The sequence below is a fragment of the Pseudomonas sp. PGPR N4 genome (genome assembly GCF_059693665.1).
Window position 1 is genome coordinate 246,114 of sequence record NZ_JCAUKV010000004.1, and the last position, 23,739, is coordinate 269,852.

At 63.0% G+C, this 23,739-nt stretch carries 23 protein-coding genes; 13 read left to right on the forward strand and 10 right to left on the reverse strand.

The features are described 5' to 3' along the window. Positions 1 to 39: 39 nt before the first annotated feature. From AC58X1_RS17845 to AC58X1_RS17880, 8 genes are all read right to left on the reverse strand, one after another. Positions 40 to 255, reverse strand: coding sequence for a TOBE domain-containing protein (locus AC58X1_RS17845; protein ID WP_101322556.1), 216 nt, complete (start codon positions 253 to 255; stop codon positions 40 to 42). A 30-nt stretch (positions 256 to 285) separates the two neighbouring features. Then, entirely contained in the window at positions 286 to 1,098 is an 813-nt protein-coding gene (ssuB, locus tag AC58X1_RS17850) for an aliphatic sulfonates ABC transporter ATP-binding protein (RefSeq protein WP_497429242.1), read from the reverse strand. Further along, positions 1,095 to 1,892: an aliphatic sulfonate ABC transporter permease SsuC gene (gene ssuC, locus AC58X1_RS17855; RefSeq protein ID WP_101322558.1), complete on the reverse strand. Its 798-nt coding sequence runs from the start codon at positions 1,890 to 1,892 to the stop codon at positions 1,095 to 1,097. The genes ssuB and ssuC overlap by 4 nt, the downstream gene beginning before the upstream one ends. Positions 1,893 to 1,902: 10 nt before the next feature. Next, positions 1,903 to 3,051 carry an FMNH2-dependent alkanesulfonate monooxygenase gene (gene ssuD / locus AC58X1_RS17860; RefSeq protein WP_101322559.1) on the reverse strand — a complete coding sequence of 383 codons (1,149 nt, stop codon included), beginning with the start codon at positions 3,049 to 3,051 and terminating at the stop codon, positions 1,903 to 1,905. Positions 3,052 to 3,111: 60 nt separating this feature from the next. Further along, positions 3,112 to 4,077 (reverse strand): sulfonate ABC transporter substrate-binding protein, encoded by a 966-nt coding sequence (locus AC58X1_RS17865; RefSeq protein WP_101322560.1) that lies wholly within the window; start codon positions 4,075 to 4,077, stop codon positions 3,112 to 3,114. A gap of 81 nt (positions 4,078 to 4,158) precedes the next feature. After that, on the reverse strand, positions 4,159 to 4,752 hold the full coding sequence (gene ssuE / locus AC58X1_RS17870; RefSeq protein WP_101322561.1) for an NADPH-dependent FMN reductase: 594 nt from the start codon (positions 4,750 to 4,752) through the stop codon (positions 4,159 to 4,161). A 254-nt stretch (positions 4,753 to 5,006) separates the two neighbouring features. Further along, positions 5,007 to 5,645: a peroxiredoxin gene (locus AC58X1_RS17875; RefSeq protein WP_150570516.1), complete on the reverse strand. Its 639-nt coding sequence runs from the start codon at positions 5,643 to 5,645 to the stop codon at positions 5,007 to 5,009. Positions 5,646 to 5,803: 158 nt separating this feature from the next. After that, on the reverse strand, positions 5,804 to 7,150 hold the full coding sequence (locus tag AC58X1_RS17880) for an OprD family porin (protein WP_220632758.1): 1,347 nt from the start codon (positions 7,148 to 7,150) through the stop codon (positions 5,804 to 5,806). Between the two features lie 553 nt (positions 7,151 to 7,703). Between AC58X1_RS17880 and tauA the strand changes: the two genes are divergently transcribed. The 4 genes from tauA to tauD are packed head-to-tail and all read left to right on the forward strand — an operon-like array spanning position 7,704 to position 11,191. Continuing rightward, positions 7,704 to 8,675, forward strand: a complete 972-nt coding sequence (gene tauA / locus AC58X1_RS17885) for a taurine ABC transporter substrate-binding protein (RefSeq protein ID WP_150573321.1) — start codon at positions 7,704 to 7,706, stop codon at positions 8,673 to 8,675. Between the two features lie 13 nt (positions 8,676 to 8,688). Then, positions 8,689 to 9,483: a taurine ABC transporter ATP-binding subunit gene (tauB, locus tag AC58X1_RS17890; RefSeq protein WP_150573320.1), complete on the forward strand. Its 795-nt coding sequence runs from the start codon at positions 8,689 to 8,691 to the stop codon at positions 9,481 to 9,483. Then, positions 9,480 to 10,310, forward strand: coding sequence for a taurine ABC transporter permease TauC (gene tauC, locus AC58X1_RS17895; protein WP_497429243.1), 831 nt, complete (start codon positions 9,480 to 9,482; stop codon positions 10,308 to 10,310). The genes tauB and tauC overlap by 4 nt, the downstream gene beginning before the upstream one ends. A 47-nt stretch (positions 10,311 to 10,357) precedes the next feature. Further along, positions 10,358 to 11,191: a taurine dioxygenase gene (tauD, locus tag AC58X1_RS17900; protein ID WP_101322567.1), complete on the forward strand. Its 834-nt coding sequence runs from the start codon at positions 10,358 to 10,360 to the stop codon at positions 11,189 to 11,191. A gap of 36 nt (positions 11,192 to 11,227) precedes the next feature. On the opposite strand, the gene betT is transcribed toward tauD, so the two are convergent. Then, on the reverse strand, positions 11,228 to 13,231 hold the full coding sequence (gene betT / locus AC58X1_RS17905) for a choline transporter BetT (protein WP_150570521.1): 2,004 nt from the start codon (positions 13,229 to 13,231) through the stop codon (positions 11,228 to 11,230). Between the two features lie 207 nt (positions 13,232 to 13,438). Next, the gene (epsC, locus tag AC58X1_RS17910; protein WP_101322569.1) at positions 13,439 to 14,371 is read right to left on the reverse strand and encodes a serine O-acetyltransferase EpsC; all 933 of its coding nucleotides are present in this window, start codon (positions 14,369 to 14,371) and stop codon (positions 13,439 to 13,441) included. A gap of 247 nt (positions 14,372 to 14,618) precedes the next feature. Here epsC and tcyJ point away from each other — a divergent pair, with 247 nt between their 5' ends. The 9 genes from tcyJ (at position 14,619) to AC58X1_RS17955 (ending at position 23,636) form a co-directional block, all read left to right on the forward strand. After that, complete coding sequence (gene tcyJ / locus AC58X1_RS17915) at positions 14,619 to 15,413, forward strand: cystine ABC transporter substrate-binding protein (protein WP_101322570.1); 795 nt, start codon at positions 14,619 to 14,621, stop codon at positions 15,411 to 15,413. Further along, the gene (gene tcyL, locus AC58X1_RS17920) at positions 15,410 to 16,078 is read left to right on the forward strand and encodes a cystine ABC transporter permease (RefSeq protein WP_101322571.1); all 669 of its coding nucleotides are present in this window, start codon (positions 15,410 to 15,412) and stop codon (positions 16,076 to 16,078) included. Before tcyJ ends, tcyL begins: the two co-directional genes overlap by 4 nt. 2 nt (positions 16,079 to 16,080) lie before the next feature. Continuing rightward, positions 16,081 to 16,836: an L-cystine ABC transporter ATP-binding protein TcyN gene (gene tcyN, locus AC58X1_RS17925; protein WP_101322572.1), complete on the forward strand. Its 756-nt coding sequence runs from the start codon at positions 16,081 to 16,083 to the stop codon at positions 16,834 to 16,836. 307 nt (positions 16,837 to 17,143) lie between these two features. Continuing rightward, a complete protein-coding gene (locus AC58X1_RS17930; RefSeq protein ID WP_497429244.1) occupies positions 17,144 to 18,385 on the forward strand; it encodes an SfnB family sulfur acquisition oxidoreductase in 1,242 nt (413 codons plus the stop codon). Between the two features lie 128 nt (positions 18,386 to 18,513). Then, positions 18,514 to 19,704: an SfnB family sulfur acquisition oxidoreductase gene (locus tag AC58X1_RS17935; RefSeq protein ID WP_101322574.1), complete on the forward strand. Its 1,191-nt coding sequence runs from the start codon at positions 18,514 to 18,516 to the stop codon at positions 19,702 to 19,704. Continuing rightward, positions 19,704 to 21,098, forward strand: coding sequence for an LLM class flavin-dependent oxidoreductase (locus AC58X1_RS17940; protein WP_497429245.1), 1,395 nt, complete (start codon positions 19,704 to 19,706; stop codon positions 21,096 to 21,098). Before AC58X1_RS17935 ends, AC58X1_RS17940 begins: the two co-directional genes overlap by 1 nt. Continuing rightward, entirely contained in the window at positions 21,091 to 21,891 is an 801-nt protein-coding gene (locus tag AC58X1_RS17945) for a MetQ/NlpA family ABC transporter substrate-binding protein (protein WP_150573674.1), read from the forward strand. Before AC58X1_RS17940 ends, AC58X1_RS17945 begins: the two co-directional genes overlap by 8 nt. A gap of 1 nt (position 21,892) precedes the next feature. Then, positions 21,893 to 23,002: a methionine ABC transporter ATP-binding protein gene (locus tag AC58X1_RS17950; protein ID WP_497429246.1), complete on the forward strand. Its 1,110-nt coding sequence runs from the start codon at positions 21,893 to 21,895 to the stop codon at positions 23,000 to 23,002. Next, positions 22,992 to 23,636, forward strand: coding sequence for a methionine ABC transporter permease (locus AC58X1_RS17955; RefSeq protein ID WP_497429247.1), 645 nt, complete (start codon positions 22,992 to 22,994; stop codon positions 23,634 to 23,636). Before AC58X1_RS17950 ends, AC58X1_RS17955 begins: the two co-directional genes overlap by 11 nt. Positions 23,637 to 23,739 lie beyond the last annotated feature (103 nt).

Sequence of the window (23,739 nt, forward strand, 5' to 3'; positions counted from 1 at the left end):
GCGAAGGGCCGCAAAACGGCCCCGACACACCAAACGCCATCACAGCTTGGCGATAGAGACTTCGGTCGATTTGACGAAGGCAATCACTTCACTGCCCACCTGCAATTCCAACTCTTTTACCGAACGCGTGGTGATCACCGAGGTGACCACACCGGAGGCGGTCTGCACGTCGATTTCCGACAATACCGGGCCTTCGAGGATTTCTTTCACAGTGCCTTTGAACTGGTTGCGGACGTTGATCGCTTTGATAGTCATGGTGTGATTCCTTTGTGCTGGTTTCAGGGTTCAGTGAGCCCAACGCAACTGCGTGGGCAAAGGTGCTACAGGGTCCGGCTCGGGCGCAGCGCCCGGTACAGACAAAACTCGGTTGAGAACTTCGCTTTCCAGTACGGCCAGACGGTGCGAGCCGCGCACCCGGGGCCGCGCCAGCTCGACGTTGAGGTCGAGGCCGACCGCACCGTCTTCGATCAGGATCACCCGGTCGGCCACGGCAACCGCCTCGCTGACGTCATGGGTGACCAGCAGCACGGTGAAGCCATGCTGGCGCCACAGGCGTTCGATCAGTTGCTGCATCTCGATCCGGGTCAGCGCATCCAGCGCGCCAAGTGGCTCGTCGAGCAGCAGCAGGCGTGGCTGGTGAATCAGTGCGCGGGCCAGGGCCACACGCTGCTTCTGCCCGCCAGATAACGCCGCTGGCCACTCATTGGCGCGGTCGGCCAGGCCAACGGCTTCCAGTGCGTCCAGCGCCTTTTGCCGCCAGTCGCCGTTGAGGCCGAGGCCGACGTTGTCGATGACCTTTTTCCATGGCAGCAGGCGCGCGTCCTGGAACATCAAACGGGTTTCTTCGCGGGCCTCGGCCAGCGGCGCAGCGCCGGCCAGCAACTGGCCGCCGGTGGGCTGGTCGAGGCCCGCCAGCAAGCGCAGCAAGGTGCTCTTGCCGCAGCCACTGCGGCCAACGATGGCGACGAACTGCCCGGCCGGGATGTGCAGATCAATGCCGCGCAGCACTTCGCGCTGGCCAAAGCTCTTGCGCACACCCTGGGTGGCCAGCGGGATGCCACGCAGCAAGCGCGGCGGTTGTTCCTTGAGCACGGTCATGCGCCCTCCTTCTTGGCCACTTGATAGGCCGGGTGCCAGCGCAACCAGGCGCGTTCCAGGCCGCGGGCGGCGAGGTCAGCAAGCTTGCCGAGCACGGCGTAGAGCACGATTGCCAGCACCACCACGTCGGTCTGCAGAAACTCCCGGGCGTTCATCGCCAGGTAACCGATACCGGCGTTGGCCGAGATGGTTTCGGCGACGATCAAGGTCAGCCACATGAAGCCCAGAGCAAAGCGCACACCGACCAGAATCGATGGCAGCGCACCCGGCAGGATCACCTGACGGAACAGGCTGAAGCCGGACAGGCCGTAGCTGCGGGCCATTTCCACCAGGGCCGGGTCAACGTTGCGGATACCGTGGTAGGTGTTCAGGTAGATCGGGAACAGCGTGCCCAGCGCGACCAGAAAGATCTTCGCCGACTCATCGATACCGAACCACAGGATCACCAGTGGGATCAGCGCCAGGTGCGGCACGTTACGAATCATCTGCACCGAGCTGTCGAGCAGGCGTTCACCCCAGTTCGACAGGCCGGTGATAAAGCCCAGCACCAGGCCGATGCTGCCGCCGATGGCAAAACCCAGCCCCGCACGCCAGCCGCTGATGGCCAGGTGAGTCCAGATCTCGCCGCTGCGTACCAGCTCGACACCAGCGCTGACCACTGCGCTGGGTGCGGGCAGGATGCGCGTCGACAGCCAGCCAGCGCTGACCGCCAGTTGCCAGATCGCCAGCAGCAGTACCGGCAGTGCCCAGGGGGCCAGGCGCTGAGCCAGGGTGGATGAGGTTGCACGACTCATGGTCCGGTCCTCAGCTCTGCGACACGGACTTGGGCAGGATGTCGTTGGCGACCATCTCGCCAAATGGGCTGACGTAGCCACCCGCTTTCGGTTGCTCCGGGCGCTGTACATCCAGATGCGGGAACAGCAGCTCGGCCACGCGGTATGACTCTTCCAGGTGCGGGTAGCCAGAGAAGATGAAGGTGTCGATGCCCAGCGCTGCGTATTCCTTGACCCGCGCTGCCACGGTCGGGCCATCGCCGACCAGCGCAGTGCCAGCACCGCCGCGCACCAGGCCAACCCCGGCCCACAGGTTGGGGCTGACTTCAAGGTTGTCGCGGCTGCCGCCGTGCAGAGCGGCCATGCGTTGCTGGCCAACCGAGTCGAAGCGCGCCAGCGAGGCCTGGGCACGGGCAATGGTGGCGTCGTCCAGGTGCGAGATCAGCTTGTCGGCGGCGGCCCAGGCTTCTTCGTTGGTTTCCCGCACGATCACATGCAGGCGGATGCCGAAGCGTACTTCGCGGCCTTGCGCGGCGGCCTTTTCGCGCACCTGGGCGATCTTCTCGGCTACTGCTGCAGGCGGTTCGCCCCAGGTCAGGTACAGCTCGACCTGCTCGGCAGCCAGGTCCTGCGCGGCCTCCGAAGAGCCGCCGAAGTACAGCGGCGGACGCGGTTGCTGGATCGGTGGGTAGAGCAGCTTGGCGCCCTTGACCTGAATGTGTTTGCCTTCGTAGTCGACGTTTTCGCCTTCGAGCACTTTGCGCCAGATGCGGGTGAACTCGACCGAAGCTTCGTAACGCTCCTGGTGGTTGAGGTGCAAGCCATCGCCGGCCAGCTCATCCGGATCACCGCCAGTGACCAGGTTGAACAGCGCCCGGCCATTGGACAGCCGATCCAGCGTGGCTGCCTGGCGCGCCGCCACGGTCGGCGAAATGATGCCGGGACGCAGCGCGACCAGAAACTTCAGGTTCTGCGTGACCGGGATCAGCGACGCGGCCACCAGCCAGGAGTCTTCGCAGGAGCGTCCGGTCGGGATCAGCACGCCGCCGAAACCAAGGCGGTCCGCCGCCTGGGCAATCTGTTGCAGGTAACCGTGGTCGACCGCACGGGCGCCATCGGAAGTACCCAGGTACTTGCCGTCACCGTGGGTTGGAAGGAACCAGAAAATATTAAGGCTCACTGGAGTTGTCTCCTCAAAGGTGGCTCAAGCCGGAGCGGCGCCCCGGCGCAGGCAGATCAATCAAGGCGCAGTTGCGACCTTGGCCGGGGGGGTCCAGATCACGTCCTTGATGCTCAGCGGCTTGGGGATCAGCTTGAGCGCCTGGAAGGTGTCGGCAATTTTCTGTTGTGCCGCGACCACTTCGGGGGTCAGCGGCGCTGCGCCGTAGCCCTGACGTTTGACCGAGGTCAGGGTGATGTCGGCCGGCAGGCCCAGCAGCGGTGCGACCTGATCGGTGACCTCCTGCGGATTGGCCTGGGACCACTGGCCAACCGCACGGACTTCTTCGATCAAGGTATTGATCACCGCCGGGTGCTGGGTCGCATAGTCGCGAGTCGCCAGGTAGAACTGGTGGTTGTCGACCAGGCCCTGGCCGTCACGCAGGGTACGCGCCTGCAGCTGCTTTTCGGCGGCGGCCTGGTACGGGTCCCAGATCACCCAGGCGTCGACGCTGCCACGCTCGAACGCGGCGCGGGCATCTGAGGGCGGCAGGTAAACCGGTTGGATATCGCTGTACTTGAGGCCGGCATCTTCCAGCGCACGCACCAGCAGGTAGTGCACGTTGGAGCCTTTGTTGAGGGCGACTTTCTTGCCCTTGAGGTCTTTTACCGACTGCACCGTGGAGCCCTTCGGCACCAGGATCGCTTCGCTGTGCGGCGCTGGCGGCTCGTAGGCGACGTAGAGCAGATCGGCGCCGGCGGCCTGGGCAAACACCGGCGGCGTTTCGCCAGTGACGCCAAAGTCGATCGAGCCGACGTTGAGCCCTTCAAGCAGCTGCGGGCCGCCGGGGAATTCGGTCCACTGCACCTGAATGCCTTGCTCGGCCAGGCGCTTTTCCAACGTGCCCTTGGCCTTGAGCAGCACCAGCGTGCCGTATTTCTGATAACCGATGCGCAGGCTCTCGGCCTGGGCTTGAGTAATGGCGCCGAAGGATACAGCCGCCGCAAACAGGGCGACCAGACCGCGACGCAAGAAGACTGTGCGCATGGCGCTCTCCAAGACGTATAGGGTTCGGGTTGCACCTGCTTGCCTCGTTGACGGGCGAGTAAGGTGGAAAAACGTGTGGCTTCAGATGCTCCAGCGAGCACTGATCAAGCGTTCATTGAGCACGCCTGGGGCGACCGGTTGTGGCCGGCGAACCAAGGCGCTGTGAAACGTGTCGAGCGAATCCAGCAGGCGCGCTTCGAGGCTGGCCGCGAGCTGCGCCGGGGCGCTGCCTTCGCCATAGGCGATCTGGCTGTCGTCGGCGAAGATCCCTTGCAGAGTCTCTTGCGCCTTGAGTGCCGACAGCACGGGCTTGAGGGCGTAGTCCACCGCCAGCATGTGGGCGATGCTGCCGCCGGTTGCGATTGGCAGCACCACCTTGTGTTCCAGAGCGCGCTCGGGCAGCAGATCGAGCAGGGTTTTCAGGGCGCCGGCAAACGACGCCTTGTACACCGGGGTGGCGACGATAAGGCCATCGGCCTGCGCTACCAGCTGCTGAAAGTGCTGCACCTGCGGGCTGTCGAAGCGCGCATGGAGGAGGTCTTCGGCGGCAAACTCGCGGACCTGAAAGGTCACGACCTCGACCCCACGCTCTTGCAGCCACTGGCGTGAACGCTCCAGCAACACGCCGGAGCGGGAACGGGTACTTGGGCTACCACCTACCGAGACAACCAACATGAGCAACGCTTCCTTCGATTCGTGGCGGGGCCTGTTCAGTAGTGCTCCCGCTTGATGTAAGTGACCTTAACAGCAGTTCGTATATACCTATAAATCATATTTTTTCATTTGTTTATTCTTTTAATGCATATAAAGCCAAGCCTCGCACAATCCTCTGTAGGAGCGGCCGTGCGGGGGGGCGAATAAAAAAGGGCCGCATGAGCGGCCCGAATATCCCTGCTTGGCTAAGAGCATGTGCAACGAGGATTCTGTATTCAGCGGTTGGGCTGCGGCGTCAGGCGCAGATAGGGCTTCACGGCGCGGTAGCCTTTGGGGAAGCGTTCCTTGATCTCGGCTTCATCCTTGAGCGAAGGCACGATGACTACGTCGTCGCCGTCCTGCCAGTTGCCTGGCGTGGCGACCTTGTAGTTGTCGGTCAGTTGCAGCGAGTCGATCACCCGCAGGATTTCGTTGAAGTTGCGCCCGGTGCTGGCCGGATAGGTAATGGTCAGGCGCACCTTCTTGTTCGGGTCGATGACGAACAGCGAGCGCACGGTGAGAGTGTCATTGGCGTTGGGGTGGATCAGGTCGTACAGGTCGGAGACCTTGCGATCAGCATCGGCAATGATCGGGAAGTTGACCACGGTGTTCTGGGTTTCATTGATGTCATCGATCCACTTGTGGTGCGAATCGACCGGGTCGACCGACAGGGCGATGGCCTTGACCCCGCGCTTGGCGAAGTCGTCCTTGAGCTTGGCGGTCAGGCCCAGCTCGGTGGTGCACACCGGGGTGAAGTCGGCAGGGTGCGAGAACAGCACGCCCCAGCTATTGCCCAACCACTCGTGGAAGCGAATCTTGCCTTCGCTGGAATCCTGTTCGAAATCGGGGGCGATGTCGCCGAGTTTGAGGCTCATGGTGCGGCTCCTGTGTCTGCGTTATGGGTCCAATGTGCCTGCAATCGAAAAGGATTAAAAAGAATAAATATCGATTTATTTATAACCAGAATGCATTACGAATTGCAGGCATAAAAAAGCCTCGCACTAGGCGAGGCTTTTTGGCGTGCAGCTACGACTTACTTGAAAGCGTAAGTGTAGTTGACGATGAAGCGGGTCTGGTCCTGGTCAGCCAGCGAGCTGGTGCCAGTGCCGCGGTACATACCATGGCGCAGGGTCGCGCCCAGGCCTTTCAGGGTGCCTTGCTGGATCACGTAGTCGATCCGGGCATCGCGTTCCCATTCGGAGAAGGTGCCGTTGCCGTTGGCGTTGCGGCCATCTTCACCGCGCAGGTACGAAACAGCCGCTTTCAGACCCGGCACGCCAACGCGCGCGAAGTCATAGGAGTACTGACCGAAGGTGGTGTTTTCACCGGCCTTGGCGAACTGGTTGATCATGCTGTCGGTGAACAGGTAGAAGCTCGCGCCGCCTGCGCCTTCCGGACGGCCATTGCCATCACGTACCGAACCCTGGTTCAACCAGACGAAACCGCCGTCATCGCTGACGCGCTGGTGACCGAGCAAGAAGGCATGACCACCCAGGGTGTAGGTGAACATGGCAGACCAGGTCTTGTTGTCGACCTCGCCCAGGTTCTTGGCGTAGCCACCGTTGTTGTTGAAGTTGTAACCACCGCCGTTGCCGTTCTTACCGTCGCTGCTGCTGTCGAAGTAGCGCAGGTCGGTTTTGAACGACTGGTCGTCAGCGATCTTGAAGACGTGAGTCGCGCCCAGGAAGTGCTGCTTGTAGAAGTCTTCCAGGTTCGAGTAGTAGTACTGCAGGGTCAGGTCTGGGGTGAGCTTGTAGTCCAGACCACCGTAGCGGAACTTGTTGCTGTCAGCGGTAGCACCGTTGACCGACAGACCAGTCCGGTTGCTGGACGCACGGCCCATGGCGTGAGTCATCTGACCGGCGTTGATGGTCAGGTTGTCGATTTCCTTGGAGGAAATGGTGGCACCTTCGAAGGTCTGCGGCAGCAGACGGCCATCGTTGGCAACCAGGATCGGCAAGGCTGGCGACAGCGCGCTACCGAAGTGAGCTTCGGTCTTGGAGAAACGAGCCTTGGCGTTGGCGCCAAAGCGTGCCCATTGCTTCTCGGACGAACCGTCGGAGTCGCTTGGGAAGAAGCTGCTGCCATCAGGATGGTAGCCCTTGCCGCCGTCAAGGTGGATGCCCCACAGCGCCTGAGCATCTACACCAAAACCAACGGTGCCTTCGGTGAAGCCGGAAATGAAGTCAAGCTTGAAGCCCTGACCCGACTCGCGGTTGTCAGGACGTGGCTTGTTGCCGCCGGCTTCACGGTTATCGTTGTTGAAGTACATGGTACGCGAGCTTACGGACAGCTTGCTGTCCTCGACGAAGCCAGCAGCACCTGCTTGTTGGGCGAGAACCCCCAGTGCCACGGCCAGAGCCAGGCTTGACTTGTACATGTTTTGCTCCTCTACGTTCTAATTTTTGTATATCAGTGGCGGCGAGGTCTATTGCCTCACTCACCATGGACTGGCGATTTAGTCGCAGAGCGTGACCGTCCAGTCAATCATTTCCGAACGTTTCACGACTAAGGTCTAAGCCGCCACCCTGGGCTACAGGATAATGACAATCCTATAAATCCAAAATGACTGTTTTATGAATTGCTAAGACTATTGCGGCATATCATAGGAACCTTTACTACCATTTGCGGTATCGGCAGGCCCCCTTAAGAGCTTTAGGTTATTTGCAAACGTTTGCTCATAACCTTATTTCCTTTTGCTCTAGGCCGGGGGAGCGTAGCAGTGAACAATCATTACGCCAGCCCGCTCCTACGCCGACCGCGCAACGTGCAGGCAACGCGGTCCCTGTAGGAGCGGCCTTGTGTCGCGAAAGGGGCGCGCAGCGCCCCCAAAAGACACCTAAGCTAATACCAAAAAGTTATTTATTTGAAGATTCTTAGATCATTTAGTCTCTCGCCATCAACTACCCAGATTGCTGACGAGAGGCAAACCCATGATCCCGCACGCTCCGCTGCGCCTGTTCGCCGCCCTGACCCTCGCCAGCAGCAGCTGGTTGGCCCAGGCCGCTGACCTTACCGTGGCCTACCAGACCACCGTCGACCCAGCCAAGGTTGCCCAAGTCGATGGCGCCTACGAAAAAGCCAGCAAGGCCGATATCGACTGGCGCAAATTCGATAACGGCGCCGACGTGATCACGGCCGTGGCCTCGGGCGATGTACAGATCGGCTACCTCGGCTCCAGCCCGCTGGCCGCAGCCGCGACCCGCAAGCTGCCGGTCGAAACCTTTTTGATCGCCACCCAGATCGGCGCCGGTGAAGCGCTGGTTGCCCGCGACAGCATCAAGACCCCGCAGGACCTGATCGGCAAAAAGGTCGCCGTACCGTTCGTTTCGACCGGCCACTACAGCCTGCTCGCTGCGCTCAAAGCGTGGAACATCGATGCGTCCAAGGTGCAGATCCTCAACCTCGCCCCGCCGGCCATCATCGCCGCCTGGAAGCGTGGCGATATCGACGCGACCTATGTCTGGGACCCAGCGCTGGGCGTCGCCAAGGAGAACGGCAAGGTGCTGATCACCTCCGGTGAGCTGGCACAAAAAGGCGCGCCGACCTTCGACGCCTGGATCGTGCGCAAAGACTTTGCCGCCAAGCACCCGGACGTGGTCAAGGCCTTCGCCAAGGTCACCCTGGATGCCTACGCCGACTACCGCAAGGACCCGGCAGCCTGGCTGGCCAACCCGGACAACGTCGCCAAACTGGCCAAGCTCTCGGGCGCCAAGAGCAGCGATATCCCGGTGCTGCTGCAAGGCAACGTCTACCCGCTCGCCGCCGACCAGGCCAGCGCCCTCGGCGCGCCGACCACCCAGGCCCTGAGCAACACCGCAGCCTTCCTCAAGGAGCAAGGCAAGGTCGACGCCGTGCTGCCTGACTACGCCCCATACGTCACCGCCAAATACCTGCCCAACTGATCCGGAGCCCGTCATGGCCTTGCTCGAGCTGGAGCGCATCAGCGCACAGTACCCCGGTGCCGACACCCCGGTGCTGGCCGATATCAACCTGAGCCTGGGCCCGCGCCAGCTGCTGGTGGCCCTTGGGCCATCGGGCAGCGGCAAGACCTCGCTGCTCAACCTGATCGCCGGCTTCGTGCCTGCCAGTGCTGGCCGTATCAGCCTCGACGGCGTGCCGGTGCAAGGCCCGAGTGCCGAGCGCGGCGTGGTGTTTCAGGACGACGCCCTGCTGCCCTGGCAAAACGTGCTCGGCAACGTCGCCTTCGGCTTGGAGCTGGCCGGCGTAAGCCGTGTCGAGCGCGAAGCCAAGGCGCGCGAAATGCTCGCACTGGTCGACCTCGCAGGTTTCGCCGAGCGGCGCATCTGGCAGCTTTCGGGCGGCCAGAAGCAGCGCGTCGGCCTGGCCCGCGCCCTGGCCGCCAACCCGCGTGTGCTGTTGATGGACGAGCCGTTCGGCGCCCTCGATGCGTTTACCCGCGAGCAGATGCAGGAGTTGTTGCTGCAGGTGTGGCAACGCACAGCCAAACCAGTATTCCTGATTACCCATGACATCGAAGAAGCGGTGTTTCTCGCCAGCGAACTGGTGCTGCTTGCGCCCAACCCAGGGCGTGTCGTCGAACGGCTGCAACTGGACTTCGGCCAACGCTACGCCGCCGGTGAATCGGCGCGGGCGATCAAGTCCGACCCGCGCTTTATCGAAACCCGCGAACACGTGCTGGCGAGAGTCTTCTCGCAACGCGAAGACGCCCGCCGGGAGCACTCAGCATGAGCACTGTCGAACTGCCGCTGGCCGCCAAACCGGCCAACCCTAAACCGCTGCCGCGCAAACCACTGTCGACCCGCTGGATCAGCGCCCTGACTCTGGCCAGCCTGTTACTGCTGTGGTGGGCGGTGACCGCCGCCGAGCTGGTCGAACCGCTGTTTCTGCCACCACCGGCAGACATCCTCGGCAAAGCCTGGGTGCTGCTGACCCAGGGCTACATGGACGCCAGCCTGTGGCAGCACCTGGGCGCAAGCCTTGGGCGGATTGGCCTGGCGCTCGGCGCAGCCATCCTCACGGCGATCCCGATCGGCATTGCCATCGGCTCCAACCGCATTGCCCGGGGCATTTTCGACCCACTGATCGAGTTCTACCGGCCAATTCCGCCGCTGGCCTACCTGCCGCTGATCGTGATCTGGTGCGGCATCGGTGAGCTGTCCAAGGTGCTGCTGATCTACCTGGCGATCTTCGCCCCGATTGCCATCGCCACCGCCACCGGCGTGCGCACCGTCGACCCGGCCAAACTGCGCGCCGCGCAGTCGCTGGGCGCCACCAAGGCCCAGCTGATTCGCCATGTGATATTGCCCAGCGCCCTGCCCGACATCCTCACCGGCGTGCGTATCGGCCTGGGCGTCGGCTGGTCGACCCTGGTTGCAGCGGAATTGATCGCCGCCACCAGCGGCCTCGGCTTCATGGTCCAGTCAGCGGCGCAGTTTCTGGTCACTGACGTGGTGGTGCTGGGGATCCTGCTGATTGCCCTGATCGCCTTCGCCCTGGAAATGGGCCTGCGCGCCCTGCAACGCAAGCTGGTGCCTTGGCACGGCCAGGCCCACTAAGCACGACTGACCACGCCGGCACTCCGGCGCCCGACAAAGAGACTGCCATGAGCCTGACCATCACTCCGTTAAGCCCGGCCCTCGGCGCGCAGATCACTGGCGTCGACATCAGCCGTGAAATCACAGCCGAACAACGCGACGCCATCGAGCAGGCGCTGCTCAAGCATCAAGTGCTGTTCTTCCGCGAGCAGCCGCTCAACCCGCAGCAGCAAGCCCGCTTCGCCGCACGTTTTGGTGATCTGCATATCCACCCGATCTACCCCAATGTGCCGCAAACGCCACAAGTGCTGATCCTCGATACCGCCGTCACCGACGTGCGCGACAATGCCGTGTGGCACACCGACGTGACCTTCCTTCCGACCCCGGCGCTGGGCGCGGTACTGAGTGCCAAGCAGTTGCCGGCCTACGGCGGCGATACCTTGTGGGCCAGTGGCGTAGCGGCATTCGAAGGCTTGTCGGCGCCCCTGCGGACGATGCTCGACGGCCTCACCGCCACCCATGACTTCACCAAGTCATTCCCGCTGGAGCGCTTCGGCACCACCGCCGAGGACCTCGCCCGCTGGGAAGCGACCCGGCGCAACAACCCGCCGCTGACGCACCCGGTGGTGCGTACGCATCCGGTCAGCGGGCGCAAGGCGTTGTTCGTCAATGAAGGGTTTACCACGCGCATCAACGAGCTCAACGAGCAGGAAAGCGAGGCCCTGCTCAAGCTGCTGTTTGCCCATGCGACGCGGCCGGAGTACAGCATCCGCTGGCGCTGGCAGGAAAACGACGTGGCCTTTTGGGACAACCGCGTCACCCAGCATTACGCCGTCGATGACTACCGCCCGCAGCGGCGGGTCATGCACCGCGCCACCATCCTTGGCGACGCGCCGTTCTAGCGCAGGCAAGGGGCTGCCCAGCAGCCCCTCACGCAACTACCTGACCATGTGCAGGAACTGCATGTGCCGTTCGTACTGGTCGAGGATGTCGTTGATGATCTGCTCCTTGCTGTAGCCGACCAGATCGTAATCCTGGCTACCTTCTGACAGATGCACCTCGGCGCGGTAATAGCGACGGTTTTTCAGCTCTTGCGCGCCCAACCCACCCAAGGCGAATGACGGCGTGAAATAACCGCGCATCTGCACCTGGTAGATGAACGGCTGCTCTTCACCATGGCCGACTTTCAAGCTGACGTTGTCGTGGCTCGGGTCATCCTGAGTGATCAGCACCAGGCCTTTCTGCTCGAACACCTCGCGCACGTCATTGATCGCCGGGCGCACCACGTCATCCATGAAGCGGTACACCTCATCGCGCGACGGGAAGTGCACAGCCTGGCTCAAGCGCTGACGCCAGCCGCCGCGACCACGGCGGCTCTGGGCGACCGGTGCCAGCGAGTGCAACTGGGCAATCCGCCGCTGCGACTCTAGGTAGAACGCCTTGTGCAGGCCCCACATCATGCACAGCAGGATCAGCGAGAACGGCAATGAGGTCAGCACCACCGCCGACTTCAGCGAGTCGATGCTGCCAGCGAACAGCAAGGCACTGGTGATCAACGCAGTCATCGCTCCCCAGAAGATCCGTAGCCAGTTCGGGCCGTCTTCGTCAGGGCTGCCGCCCTTCGCCGACAAGGTCGACAGCACCACGGTGCCGGAGTCGGCCGAGGTGACGAAGAAGACGAAGCTGATGAACACCGTCACAGCGATTACCGCCTTGCTCCACGGATAGGTTTCGAGCAGCAGGTACAGGCTCATCGACGGGTTTTCCAGCGCCGACTGGCCGAGCGCGACCAGGCCGTGGTTGAGCACCTGGTCCATCGCGCTGTTGGCGAAGATCGACATCCACGCGAGGGTGAAACCAAGCGGGATCAACAGCACGCCGAAGACGAATTCACGAATGGTCCGGCCACGGGAAATCCGCGCGATGAACAGGCCCACGAACGGCGCCCAGGCAATCCACCAGGCCCAGTAGAACACTGTCCAGCCACCCAGCCAGTCGCGGTTCTCGCCGTAGGCATAGACGTCGAAGCTCTTGCCTGGCAAGGCGCCAAGGTAGTCACCGAGGTTCTGGATCAGGGTATTGAACAAGTGCTGGGTCGGCCCGGCAAACAGCACGAACAGCAGCAGCGCACAGGCCAGGAACAGGTTGATGTCGGACATCACCCGCACGCCCTTCTCGACCCCGGCCACGGCAACCGCGACTGCGGCGCCCATCATCAGCGTGATCAGCGCGACCTGCACCCACTGGCTGTGCGGGATGCCGAACAGGTAATCCAGACCGGAGTTGAGGTGCAGCACACCAAAGCCCATGTCGGCGCCCAGGCCGAACACAGTGGCAATGATGCCGAAGCCATCCACCGCGTAACCGATCGGGCCGTTGATACGCTTGCCGATCAGCGGGTACAGCGCCGAACGCAGCGCCAGCGGCAGGTTGTGCCGGTAAGCGAAGTAGGCCAGCGCCATGCCGACAAAGGCAAACACGCCCCAGCCATGCAGGCCCCAGTGCAGAAACAGCAGCTTCATCGCCTCGCGCCCGGCCTCGGCGGTGCCGCCCTCGCCCTGGGGCGGTTGCAGCATGTGCGTCAGCGGCTCGGAGACGCAGAAGAAGAACAACGTGATGCTGATACCGGCGGCGAACAGCATGCCGGCCCAGGACAGGTAACTGAACTCGGGTTCGTCATGGTCGGCACCGAGTTTGATCTTGCCGTAGCCCGACAAGGCGGTGACCACCACGAACACCAGATATAGGGTCATGGCCAGCATGTAGTACCAGCCCACCGTGTTGGCAGCCCAGTTTTGCGCGGCCAGCAACCAGGCACCGGAGGCCTCGGGGTTGACGATCACCACCAGCCCGAAGAGCAGGATAAAACTGGCGGCGAAGTAGAACACCGGGGCGTTCATGCGCATCTTGCTGTCAGCAAGTTCAGGGGTGGGAGTACTCATGCAACCTGCACCCCGCTGTGGGAATCAGGCATAGGATTTAACGGGTTCAGCAAAGGCATATCCTCCTGTTGAACACCGGCAGCGACCAGCGTTTTTATGTTGAACAAGCGTTCAAGTTAAACATGGATCGGCCTTCGATGCGACCTGCCCCGCTGAGCGGGGCAGGTATATAGAGGAGCTGACAACGGCTTTTGCTCGGCGCTTTTGCTATTTTTTTGCCTGGCAGTCGAGCTGCAGATTGGCCTGGGTGATGTTGCTGTCGGCCGGCACGCTGCGGGTCAGCCAGACGTTGCCGCCGATGGTCGAGCCCTTGCCGATGGTGATCCGGCCGAGGATGGTTGCGCCGGCATAGATCACCACATCGTCTTCGACGATCGGGTGGCGCGGCTGGCCCTTGTGCAGGCTGCCGGTTTCGTCGGCGGTGAAGCGTTTGGCGCCCAGAGTCACGGCCTGATAGATGCGCACGCGCTCGCCGATGATCGCGGTTTCGCCGATCACCACGCCAGTACCGTGGTCGATGAAGAAGCTCGGGCCAATCCGTGCGCCGGGGTGGATATCGATACCGGTGGCCGAATGCGCCAGCTCCGAGCTGATCCGCGCCAGCAATGGCAGACCGGCCAGGTACAGGTGGTGAGCCAGGCGGTGGTGGATGATCGCCAGGATTCCTGGGTAGCACAGCAGCACTTCATCCACGCTGCGCGCGGCCGGGTCGCCGTGGTAGGCGGCGAGCACGTCGGTGTCGAGCAGCACGCGCATCTCTGGCAGGGCCGCAGCGAAGCCCTGGATCAGGCGCAAGGCCTCGCTGTCGGCGTTGGCCTGGTCAGTCTGGCTCTGCCGTGCGGCATAGCGCAGCTCCAGCCGTGCTTGCGCGAGCAGTGCAGTGAGGGCGGTGTCGAGGGTGTGGCCGACGTAGAAATCCTCGCTCTCTTCACGCAGGTCGACCGGGCCCAGGCGCATCGGGAACAAAGCCCCACACAGTTGCTCGAGAATGCGCTGCATTGCTTCACGCGACGGCAGCTCGCGGCCGCCCTTCTCGCCGCTGCTGCGGCCATTTTGCGTGCGCCATTGCTCACGGGCGCCGCGCAGGCCGGTCACGATCGACTGCAACTGCCATTTGCCGGGGGATGATTGTTCGCTCACGATGTGCTCCTGACTGTCGTATAGATCCACTCTACGTCAAATCCAGCCCTTGGAAAAAACAACGCTTTATTCCATCCTGAGCTAACTCGGGCATAAGCCACGCTGACGGGCTACCCTCAACGCAGCCGGCCAACGGCTCAATGCACAAAAATGGAATAACAAAATACTTTTTTAGTATTTCATGAGCTAAAAAGCCCACCCTTATAGTCGCCACCCACTACTTCCACCAAAAGCGCGGGGCCCTGCCATGTCGATCTTTGCCAAACCGCTACTCAATGCCAGCCTTGCCATCGTGCTTGGCACCGGTCTGTTCAGCCAGGCGTTTGCCGGCGAGCAGCTGCAGACTATCAAGGACAAGGGCGTGCTCAACGTCGGCGTCGAAGGCACCTACCCGCCGTTCAGCTTTGTCGATGACAGCGGCAAGCTGTCAGGCTTTGAGGTAGAGCTGTCGGAGCTGATCGCCAAAGAGCTTGGGGTCAAGGCCAAGGTCCAGCCGACCAAGTGGGACGGTATCCTCGCGGCGCTGGAGTCCAAGCGCCTGGACGTGGTCGTCAACCAGGTGACCATCTCCGACGAGCGCAAGAAGAAGTACGACTTCTCCGAGCCGTACACCGTCTCCGGCATTCAGGCACTGGTGCTGAAGAAGAAAGAAAAAGATCTGAACATCAAGTCTGCAGCTGACCTGGCCGGCAAGAAGGTCGGTGTCGGTCTGGGCACCAACTACGAGCAGTGGGTCAAGGCCAACGTGCCGACCGCCGACGTACGCACCTATGAAGACGACCCGACCAAGTTCCAGGACCTGCGCGTGGGCCGCACCGACGCGATCCTGATCGACCGCCTGGCTGCGCTTGAGTACGCCAAAAAAGCCCAGGATACCGTTGCCGCTGGGGACGCCTTCTCGCGTCTCGAGTCGGGCATTGCCCTGCGCAAGGGTGAACCGGAACTGCTCGCGGCCATCAATCAGGCCCTGGACAAGCTGCGCGCCGACGGCAGCCTGGCCAAGCTGTCCGAGAAGTACTTCGGCGCTGACGTGACTAAATGATTGAAGAAAGCCTGCAACTGGTAGCCGACTCCGCGCCCTTTCTGCTCAAGGGCGCTGGCTACACCATCCTGCTCAGTGTCGGCGGTATGTTCTTTGGCTTGCTGCTGGGCTTTGCCCTGGCGTTGATGCGCTTGTCCAAGGTGCTGCCGCTGGACTGGCTGGCGCGTATTTATGTGTCGTTCTTCCGCGGCACGCCGCTGCTGGTACAGCTTTTTGTAATCTACTTCGGCCTGCCGCAGATCGGCCTTGAGCTTGACCCGATCCCGGCAGCGCTGATTGGCCTGTCGCTGAACATGGCAGCCTACGTCTGCGAAATCCTGCGGGCGGCGATCTCGTCGATCGAGCGCGGCCAGTGGGAAGCCTGCGCCAGCATCGGCATGACCCGCGCCCAGGCCATGCGCCGGGCGATCCTGCCGCAAGCCATGCGCACCGCCCTGCCGCCGCTGGGCAACAGTTTTATCTCGCTGGTCAAGGACACCGCGCTGGCGGCCACCATTCAGGTGCCGGAGCTGTTCCGCCAGGCGCAGCTGGTCACCGCGCGGACCTTCGAAGTGTTCACCATGTACCTAGCCGTTGCGGTTATCTACTGGATCCTGGCGAGCATCCTCGCCCACTTCCAGAACCGCCTGGAAGCACGGGTCAACCAGCATGACCAGGAGCGTTGAGCATGATCGTAGTTGAAGGCCTGACCAAGCGGTTCAACGGCCAGACCGTACTCGACGGCATCAACCTGACCGTCCAGCCCGGTGAAGTGATCGCCATCATCGGCCCTAGCGGCTCGGGCAAGACCACCTTTCTGCGCTGCCTCAACCTGCTCGAGACCCCCGACGCCGGACGCATCCAGATCGGCGACATCAGCATCGACGCCAACCGCTCGCTGGGTAACCAGCAGAGCGCCATCCGCCGCTTGCGCCAGCAGGCCGGGTTTGTCTTCCAGAACTTCAACCTGTTCCCCCATCGCACGGCGTTGGATAACGTCATCGAAGGGCCGCTGGTGGTCAAGAAGACCCCGCGCGCCACAGCCCTGGAGCTGGGCCGACGTTTGCTGGCCAAGGTCGGCCTGGCCGGCAAAGAAGACGCCTACCCACGGCGCTTGTCCGGTGGCCAGCAACAGCGCGTGGCGATTGCTCGGGCGTTGGCCATGGAGCCGGATGTGATCCTGTTCGACGAGCCAACCTCAGCGCTGGACCCGGAACTGGTGGGTGAAGTGCTGGAGACCATTCGTGGCCTGGCCGAAGAGCAGCGCACGATGATCATCGTTACCCACGAGATGAGCTTTGCCCGGGATGTCGCCAATCGGGTGATCTTCTTCGACAAAGGGGTGATTGTTGAGCAGGGTGAGGCCAAGGCGTTGTTTGCCAATCCGAAGGAAGAGCGGACTCGGCAGTTTTTGCGCAAGTTTCTTGGGACTGCCGCCTCCTAGCGCCCTGCCTTTCGCGGCACTGGTCAGAATTGCTGGGGGCGCTTCGCGGCCCCCGACGTACTAAAAACCACCGCATTATTAAAGCCAACCGCCGCAAGCCTCAGCACTTCTATCTATATTCCCAAATGATCGTTCAAAATTATTTAATAAGACTTTAAGGTATATACACCGGACCACCGGACCCGCATACGTGCAGCGCAACCACCAAGCGCCGCCGCCACTTTTTTGTGAGGTCAGGAATGGTCAGGAATGCAATCACCCCAGTGCATAACGCCAGGGCATTGAGTACAGCCAAGGAGCGGTACTAATGTCCAGCCAGGCACAAACCCTTCACGCCAGCGACCTCGACAGCCCGCCAGCACTGCTGCCGGCCAAGGTCCTGCGCAACGACGCCGAAGCCCTGCAAGCCGCCCATGAGCTGGCCGCAGTCGCTCGCGCAAACGCCTCCAAACGCGACCAGCAGCGCAAGCTGCCGTGGGCCGAGATCGAGCTGTTCACCCGCAGCGGACTGGGCAGCATCAGCATCCCCAAAGCCTTCGGTGGTGCCGACGTGTCCTTTGTCACGGTCGCCGAGGTGTTTCGCGTCATCAGCGCTGCCGACCCGGCGCTGGGGCAGATCCCGCAGAACCAGTTCGGCATGCTGCAACTGCTGCGCCTGACCGCCAGCGAAGCCCAGCAGGCGCTGATTTTCGGCTCAGTGCTGAACGGCTGGCGGATCGGCAATGCCGGCCCCGAGCGCGGCAGCAAAGACACTCTCACCCTGAAGGCGCGGATCAGCCGTGATGGCGACACCTATCGCATCAGCGGCGAGAAGTTCTATTCCACTGGCGCCCTGTTCGCCCACTGGGTTGCGGTCAAGGCGCTGGATGACGAAGGCCGCCAACGCCTGGCTTTTGTCCGCCGTGGCAGCCCGGGCCTGCGCATCGTTGACGACTGGTCAGGCTTTGGCCAGCGCACCACCGCCAGCGGCACCGTGCTGCTCGACCAAGTACCGGTGGCGGCTGAGCTGGTGATCGACAACTGGCGCCAGCGCGACCTGCCCAACATCCAGGGCGCGGCGTCGCAGTTGATTCAGGCAGCCATCGACGCCGGTATCGCCGAAGCAGCCATCGATGACGCGATCAGCTTTGTGCGCGAGAAGTCCCGGCCGTTTATCGACGCCAACGTCGAGCGCGCCAGCGATGACCCTTACGTGATCGCCGACATCGGCCGACTCAAGCTCGAACTGCACGCCGCCGAGGCGCTGCTGCGCAAGGCCGCGCGGGTGCTGGACGAGGTCAACGCTGGGGCCATCGATGCTGACGCCGCCGCGCGCGCTTCGATTGCCGTGGCCGAAGCCAAGGTGCTCACCACCGAGATCGCCCTGCAGGCCAGCGAGAAGCTGTTCGAACTGGCCGGCAGCCGCGCCACCCTCGCCGAGTTCAACCTCGACCGGCACTGGCGCAATGCCCGCGTGCACACCCTGCACGACCCGGTGCGCTGGAAATACCACGCTGTGGGCGCCTGGCACCTGAACGGCACCCGGCCTGCCCGACATTCCTGGATTTGAGGGCCTCTGGGGCTGTTTTGCAGCCCTTCGCGGGTAAACCCGCTCCCACAGGTGACTGAGCTGAACCTTGTGGGAGCGGGTTTACCCGCGAAGGGGCGCGAAGCGGCCCCAAGGCCCCGGAGAACACAATGAACGCAACTGTCATCCGCACTGACGGCGAGGCCCTGGCCGTCGCTGACGAACTCGCCAGGCAACTGCGCCGCGACAGCGCCCTGCGCGACCGCGAGCGGCGCCTGCCGCACGCCGAGCTGGAGCTGTTCAGCCGCTCCGGGCTGTGGGCCATCAGCGTGCCCAAGGCCTTTGGTGGCGCCGGCGTGTCGTATGTCACCCTGGCCAAGATCATCGCCCGGATTGCCCAGGCCGACGGCTCGCTGGGGCAGATCCCGCAGAACCACTTCTACGCCCTGGAAGTGCTGCGGGTAAACGGCACGCCCGAGCAACAGCAGCGGCTGTACGCCGAAGTACTGGCCGGGCGGCGCTTCGGCAACGCCCTGGCCGAACTCGGTACCAAGACCGCCCACGACCGCACCACCCGGCTCAGCCGCGAGGGCGACGGTTATCGCATCAATGGCCGCAAGTTCTACTCCACCGGCGCGCTGTATGCCCAGCGTATCCCCACTTCGGTGATCGATGACGACGGCGTTCAGCGGCTGGCCTTCGTGCCGGCCGATGCGCCGGGCCTGCAAGTGATCGACGACTGGAGCGGCTTTGGCCAGCGCACCACCGGTAGCGGCTCGGTGGTGTTCGATAACGTCTGGGTAGCCGCTGCCGACGTGGTGGCGTTCCAGAGCGCATTCGAGCGGCCGACACCGGTCGGCCCACTGGCGCAGATCCTCCACGCTGCAATCGATACCGGCATCGCCCGCGCTGCTTTCGAAGACGCGCTGCACTTCGTGCGTACCCGCAGCCGGCCATGGGTCGATTCGGGCCACGACAAGGCCGTCGACGACCCGCTGACCCTGAAGAGCTTCGGCCAGCTGTCTATCCGCCTGCATGCCAGCGAAGCACTGCTGGAACGCGCCGGCGAGTTCCTCGACCAAGCCGCGGCAGCCACGCCAGAGACTGCCGCCGAGCGAGTGGCCGCAGCCTCGATCGCCGTCGCCGAGGCCCGTGCCATCAGCACCGAAATCGCCCTCGCCGCAGGCACCACGCTGTTCGAGCTGGCCGGCAGCCAGGCCACCCTGGCCGAGCACAACCTCGACCGCCACTGGCGCAACGCCCGCGTGCACACCCTGCACGACCCGGTGCGCTGGAAGTATCACGCCATCGGCAACTACTACCTCAACGACATCAACCCACCGCGGCGGGGGACGATCTGATGAGCAAGCAAATCCTCCTCAACGCCTTCAACATGAACTGCGTCGGCCACATCAACCATGGCCTGTGGACCCACCCACGCGACACCTCGACCCAGTACAAGACGCTGGACTACTGGACCGACCTGGCCAAGCTGCTTGAGCGCGGGTTGTTCGATGGCCTGTTCATCGCCGATATCGTCGGCACCTACGACGTCTATGGCCAGTCGGTCGATGTAACGCTGAAGGAGTCGATCCAGCTGCCGGTCAACGACCCGCTGCTGCTGGTCTCGGCCATGGCTGCCGTCACCCGCCACCTGGGTTTTGGCCTGACCGCCAACCTCACCTACGAGGCGCCGTATCTGTTCGCCCGCCGGCTGTCGACCCTTGACCACCTGAGCAACGGCCGGGTCGGTTGGAACATCGTCACCGGCTACCTCGACAGCGCCGCCCGCGCCATGGGCCTGGAGCAACAGCCCGAGCACGACCGCCGTTACGACCAGGCCGACGAATACCTGCAAGTGCTGTACAAGCTGCTCGAAGGCAGCTGGGATGACGACGCAGTGGTCGCCGACCGCGAGCAGCGGGTCTACGCCCGCCCCGACAAAGTGCGCAAGGTCGAGCACCACGGCGAGTTCTACAAGGTCGAGGGCTACCACCTCTGCGAACCCTCGCCGCAGCGCACGCCGGTGCTATTCCAGGCTGGCAGCTCGCCACGCGGCCTGAGCTTTGCCGGCAACCACGCCGAATGCGTGTTCATCAGCGGCCAGGACAAAGCCTCCACCCGTATTCAAGTCGACAAGGTGCGTGCCGCCGCCAAGGCGGCCGGGCGTGATCCGCAGGCAATCAAGGTATTCATGGGCATTACCGTGATCGTCGCCGCCAGCGAAGCCGAAGCCCAGGCCAAGCATGCCGAATATGTGCGCTACGCAAGCCCCGAGGCCGGCGTCGCCCACTTCGCCAGCTCGACCGGGATCGACTTCGCCGCCTTCGAGCTGGACGAGCCGATCGGCTTCGCCAAAGGCAACGCCATCCAGTCCGCGACCCGCCAGTTGCAGGACAGCGCCTGGACCCGCCGCCGCCTGCTCGACCAGCACAGCCTAGGCGGCCGCTACGTGACCTTGATCGGCACCGCCGCGCAGGTCGCCGATGAGCTGATCGCCTGGATCGACGAAACCGGGCTCGACGGCTTCAACCTGACCCGCACCGTAACCCCGGAAAGCTTCGAAGACTTCATCGGCCTGGTCGTCCCAGAACTGCAACGCCGCGGTCGCTACAAGACCGCTTACCAGGACGGCAGCCTGCGCGAAAAACTATTCGCCAGCGACCTGCCGCACCTGCCTGCCGACCATCCCGGTGCCCGCTACCGCAACAACACCCCAATCCCTGCCCCGACTGGAGCCCTGCACCATGCTTGATAAACTGTTCCGGCCCGTCGCGGCCGCCGTACTGTCACTGGCCATCAGCGCCAACGTGCTCGCTGCCGAGCCGCTTAAAGTCGGCACCACCGCAGCCTTTGCCATTCCCCTTGAAGCTGCTGTCGAAGAGGCGCACAAGCAAGGCCTGGAAGTGAAGCTGATCGAGTTCAGCGACTGGATCGCGCCGAACGTCAGCCTCAACAGCGGCGATATCGACGTCAATTACTTCCAGCACATCCCGTTCCTGGAAAACGCCAAGGCCGCTGCCGGCTTTGACCTGGTGCCGTACAAGCCGGGGATCATCAACAACGTTGGCCTGTACTCGAAAAAGTACAAAAGCTTTGCCGAGCTGCCGACCGGCGCCAGCGTGGCCATCGCCAACGACCCGATCAACAGCGGCCGTGGTTTGCAGCTGCTGGCCAAGGCCGGGCTGATCACGCTCAAACCCGGCGTTGGCTACAAGGCCACCGAAGACGACATCGTCGCCAACCCGAAAAAACTGAAGATTCTGCAGGTTGAAGCAGTGCAGCTGGTGCGCGCCTACGACGATGCCGACCTGGTCCAGGGCTACCCGGCCTATATCCGCCTGGCGAACACCTTCGATGCGAAATCAGCACTGCTGTTCGACGGCCTGGAAAACAAGGAATACGTGATCCAGTTCGTTATCCGCCCACAGGAAAAGGACGATCCACGCCTGGCCAAGTTCGTCGATATCTACCAGCACTCGCCTGCGGTAAAGGCTGCGCTGGACAAGGCTCACGGCAGCCTCTACCAGGCCGGCTGGGAAGGCTGACATGAGCAGCGCCAGCGCCCTCAGGGTGCCCACTGCCCCAGCCGTCCCGGCGCCCGCCCGCGAGCAGGCGTTGCGGCCCGAGGTCAATCAGGCCCATGTGCGCTTCATCGGCCTGGGCAAGACCTACCCAGGCCAGGCCCAGCCTGCCCTGCAAGGTATCGACCTGAACATCCGCCGGGGCGAGATCTTTGGCATCATTGGCCGCAGCGGCGCCGGCAAGTCGTCGCTGCTGCGTACCATCAACCGCCTGGAACAGCCGAGCCAGGGCCGGGTGCTGATCGATCAGGTCGACATCGCCCCGTTCGACGAAGACCGCCTGGTGGCCCTGCGTCGGCGCATCGGCATGATCTTTCAGCACTTCAACCTGATGTCGGCGAAAACCGTGTGGGACAACGTCGAGCTGCCGCTCAGGGTTGCCGGCGTAGCCAAGGCCCAGCGCCAGCAAAAGGTTCGCGCGCTGCTTGATCTGGTCGGCCTGGCCGACAAGCATCAGGTGTACCCGGCGCAACTGTCCGGCGGGCAGAAGCAGCGCGTCGGCATCGCCCGGGCGCTGGTGCATGACCCGGAAATTCTGCTCTGTGATGAAGCCACCTCGGCCCTCGACCCGGAAACCACCGCGTCGATCCTCGAACTGCTGCGCGACATCAACCAGCGCCTCGGCCTGACCGTGGTGCTGATCACCCATGAAATGGCGGTGATCCGCGATATCTGCCAGCGCGTGGTGGTGCTGGAGCGCGGTCAGGTAGTCGAGCAAGGCGAAGTCTGGCAGGTGTTCGGCAGCCCGCAGCATGCAGTGACCCGCACCTTGCTCGCGCCGTTGCAGGGTAAGTTGCCGGCAGCGTTGCAGAGCAGTTTGCTGCCGACTGCAAGCAACCGCGATGCGGCCCTGGTGCTCAAGCTGGTGGTCTTTGGCGAGCCGCAGTTGTCTGCCTTGTTCGCCGACCTTGGCGGTCAGGTCAGCCTGCTCCAGGGCGGCGTCGAAACCATCGGTGAACATGCGCTGGGGCGGTTGATCGTGTCAGTGCGGGGTTCAGCGCATGACACCCATGGCGTGCTCGAACGTGCACGGCGTTGGGCAGATGATGTGGAGGTGTTGGGCTATGTGGACTGAGCGATTGCTGCAAGGCTTGTGGGATACCTTGCTGATGGTGGGCGTATCGTCGCTGGTGGCGTTGCTGCTGGGCATTCCGATGGCGGTGCTGCTGGTCACCAGCGACAAAGGCGGGATTTACCAGGCGCCGTTGCTCAACCGGGTGGTGGGCGCTTTCGTTAACCTGTTTCGCTCGATCCCGTTTCTGATTCTGATGGTGGCGCTGATCCCCTTCACCCGGCTGGTGGTTGGCACCACCTATGGCGTGTGGGCTGCCGTGGTGCCGCTGACCATCGCCGCCACACCGTTTTTTGCGCGGATAGCCGAGGTCAGTTTGCGCGAGGTTGACCATGGTTTGATCGAAGCGGCGCAGGCGATGGGGTGCCGGCGCTGGCATATCGTTTGGCATGTGTTGCTGCCCGAAGCGCTGCCGGGGATTGTTGGCGGGTTCACTATTACCGTGGTGGCGCTGATCAACTCATCGGCCATGGCAGGCGCGATTGGTGCTGGCGGCTTGGGCGATATTGCCTACCGCTATGGCTATCAACGGTTTGACAGCCAGGTGATGTTGACCGTGATTGCCATGCTGGTGGGGTTGGTGGCGGTGATTCAGTTGAGTGGGGATCGGTTGGCGCGGGGGTTGAATAAACGGTGATCTCTGGGCCCGCTTTGCGGGCCTTTCGCGACGCAAGGCCGCTCCTACAGGGACCGCGTAGCCGGGTCGGACGCGGTCAACCTGTAGGAGCGGCCTTGTGTCG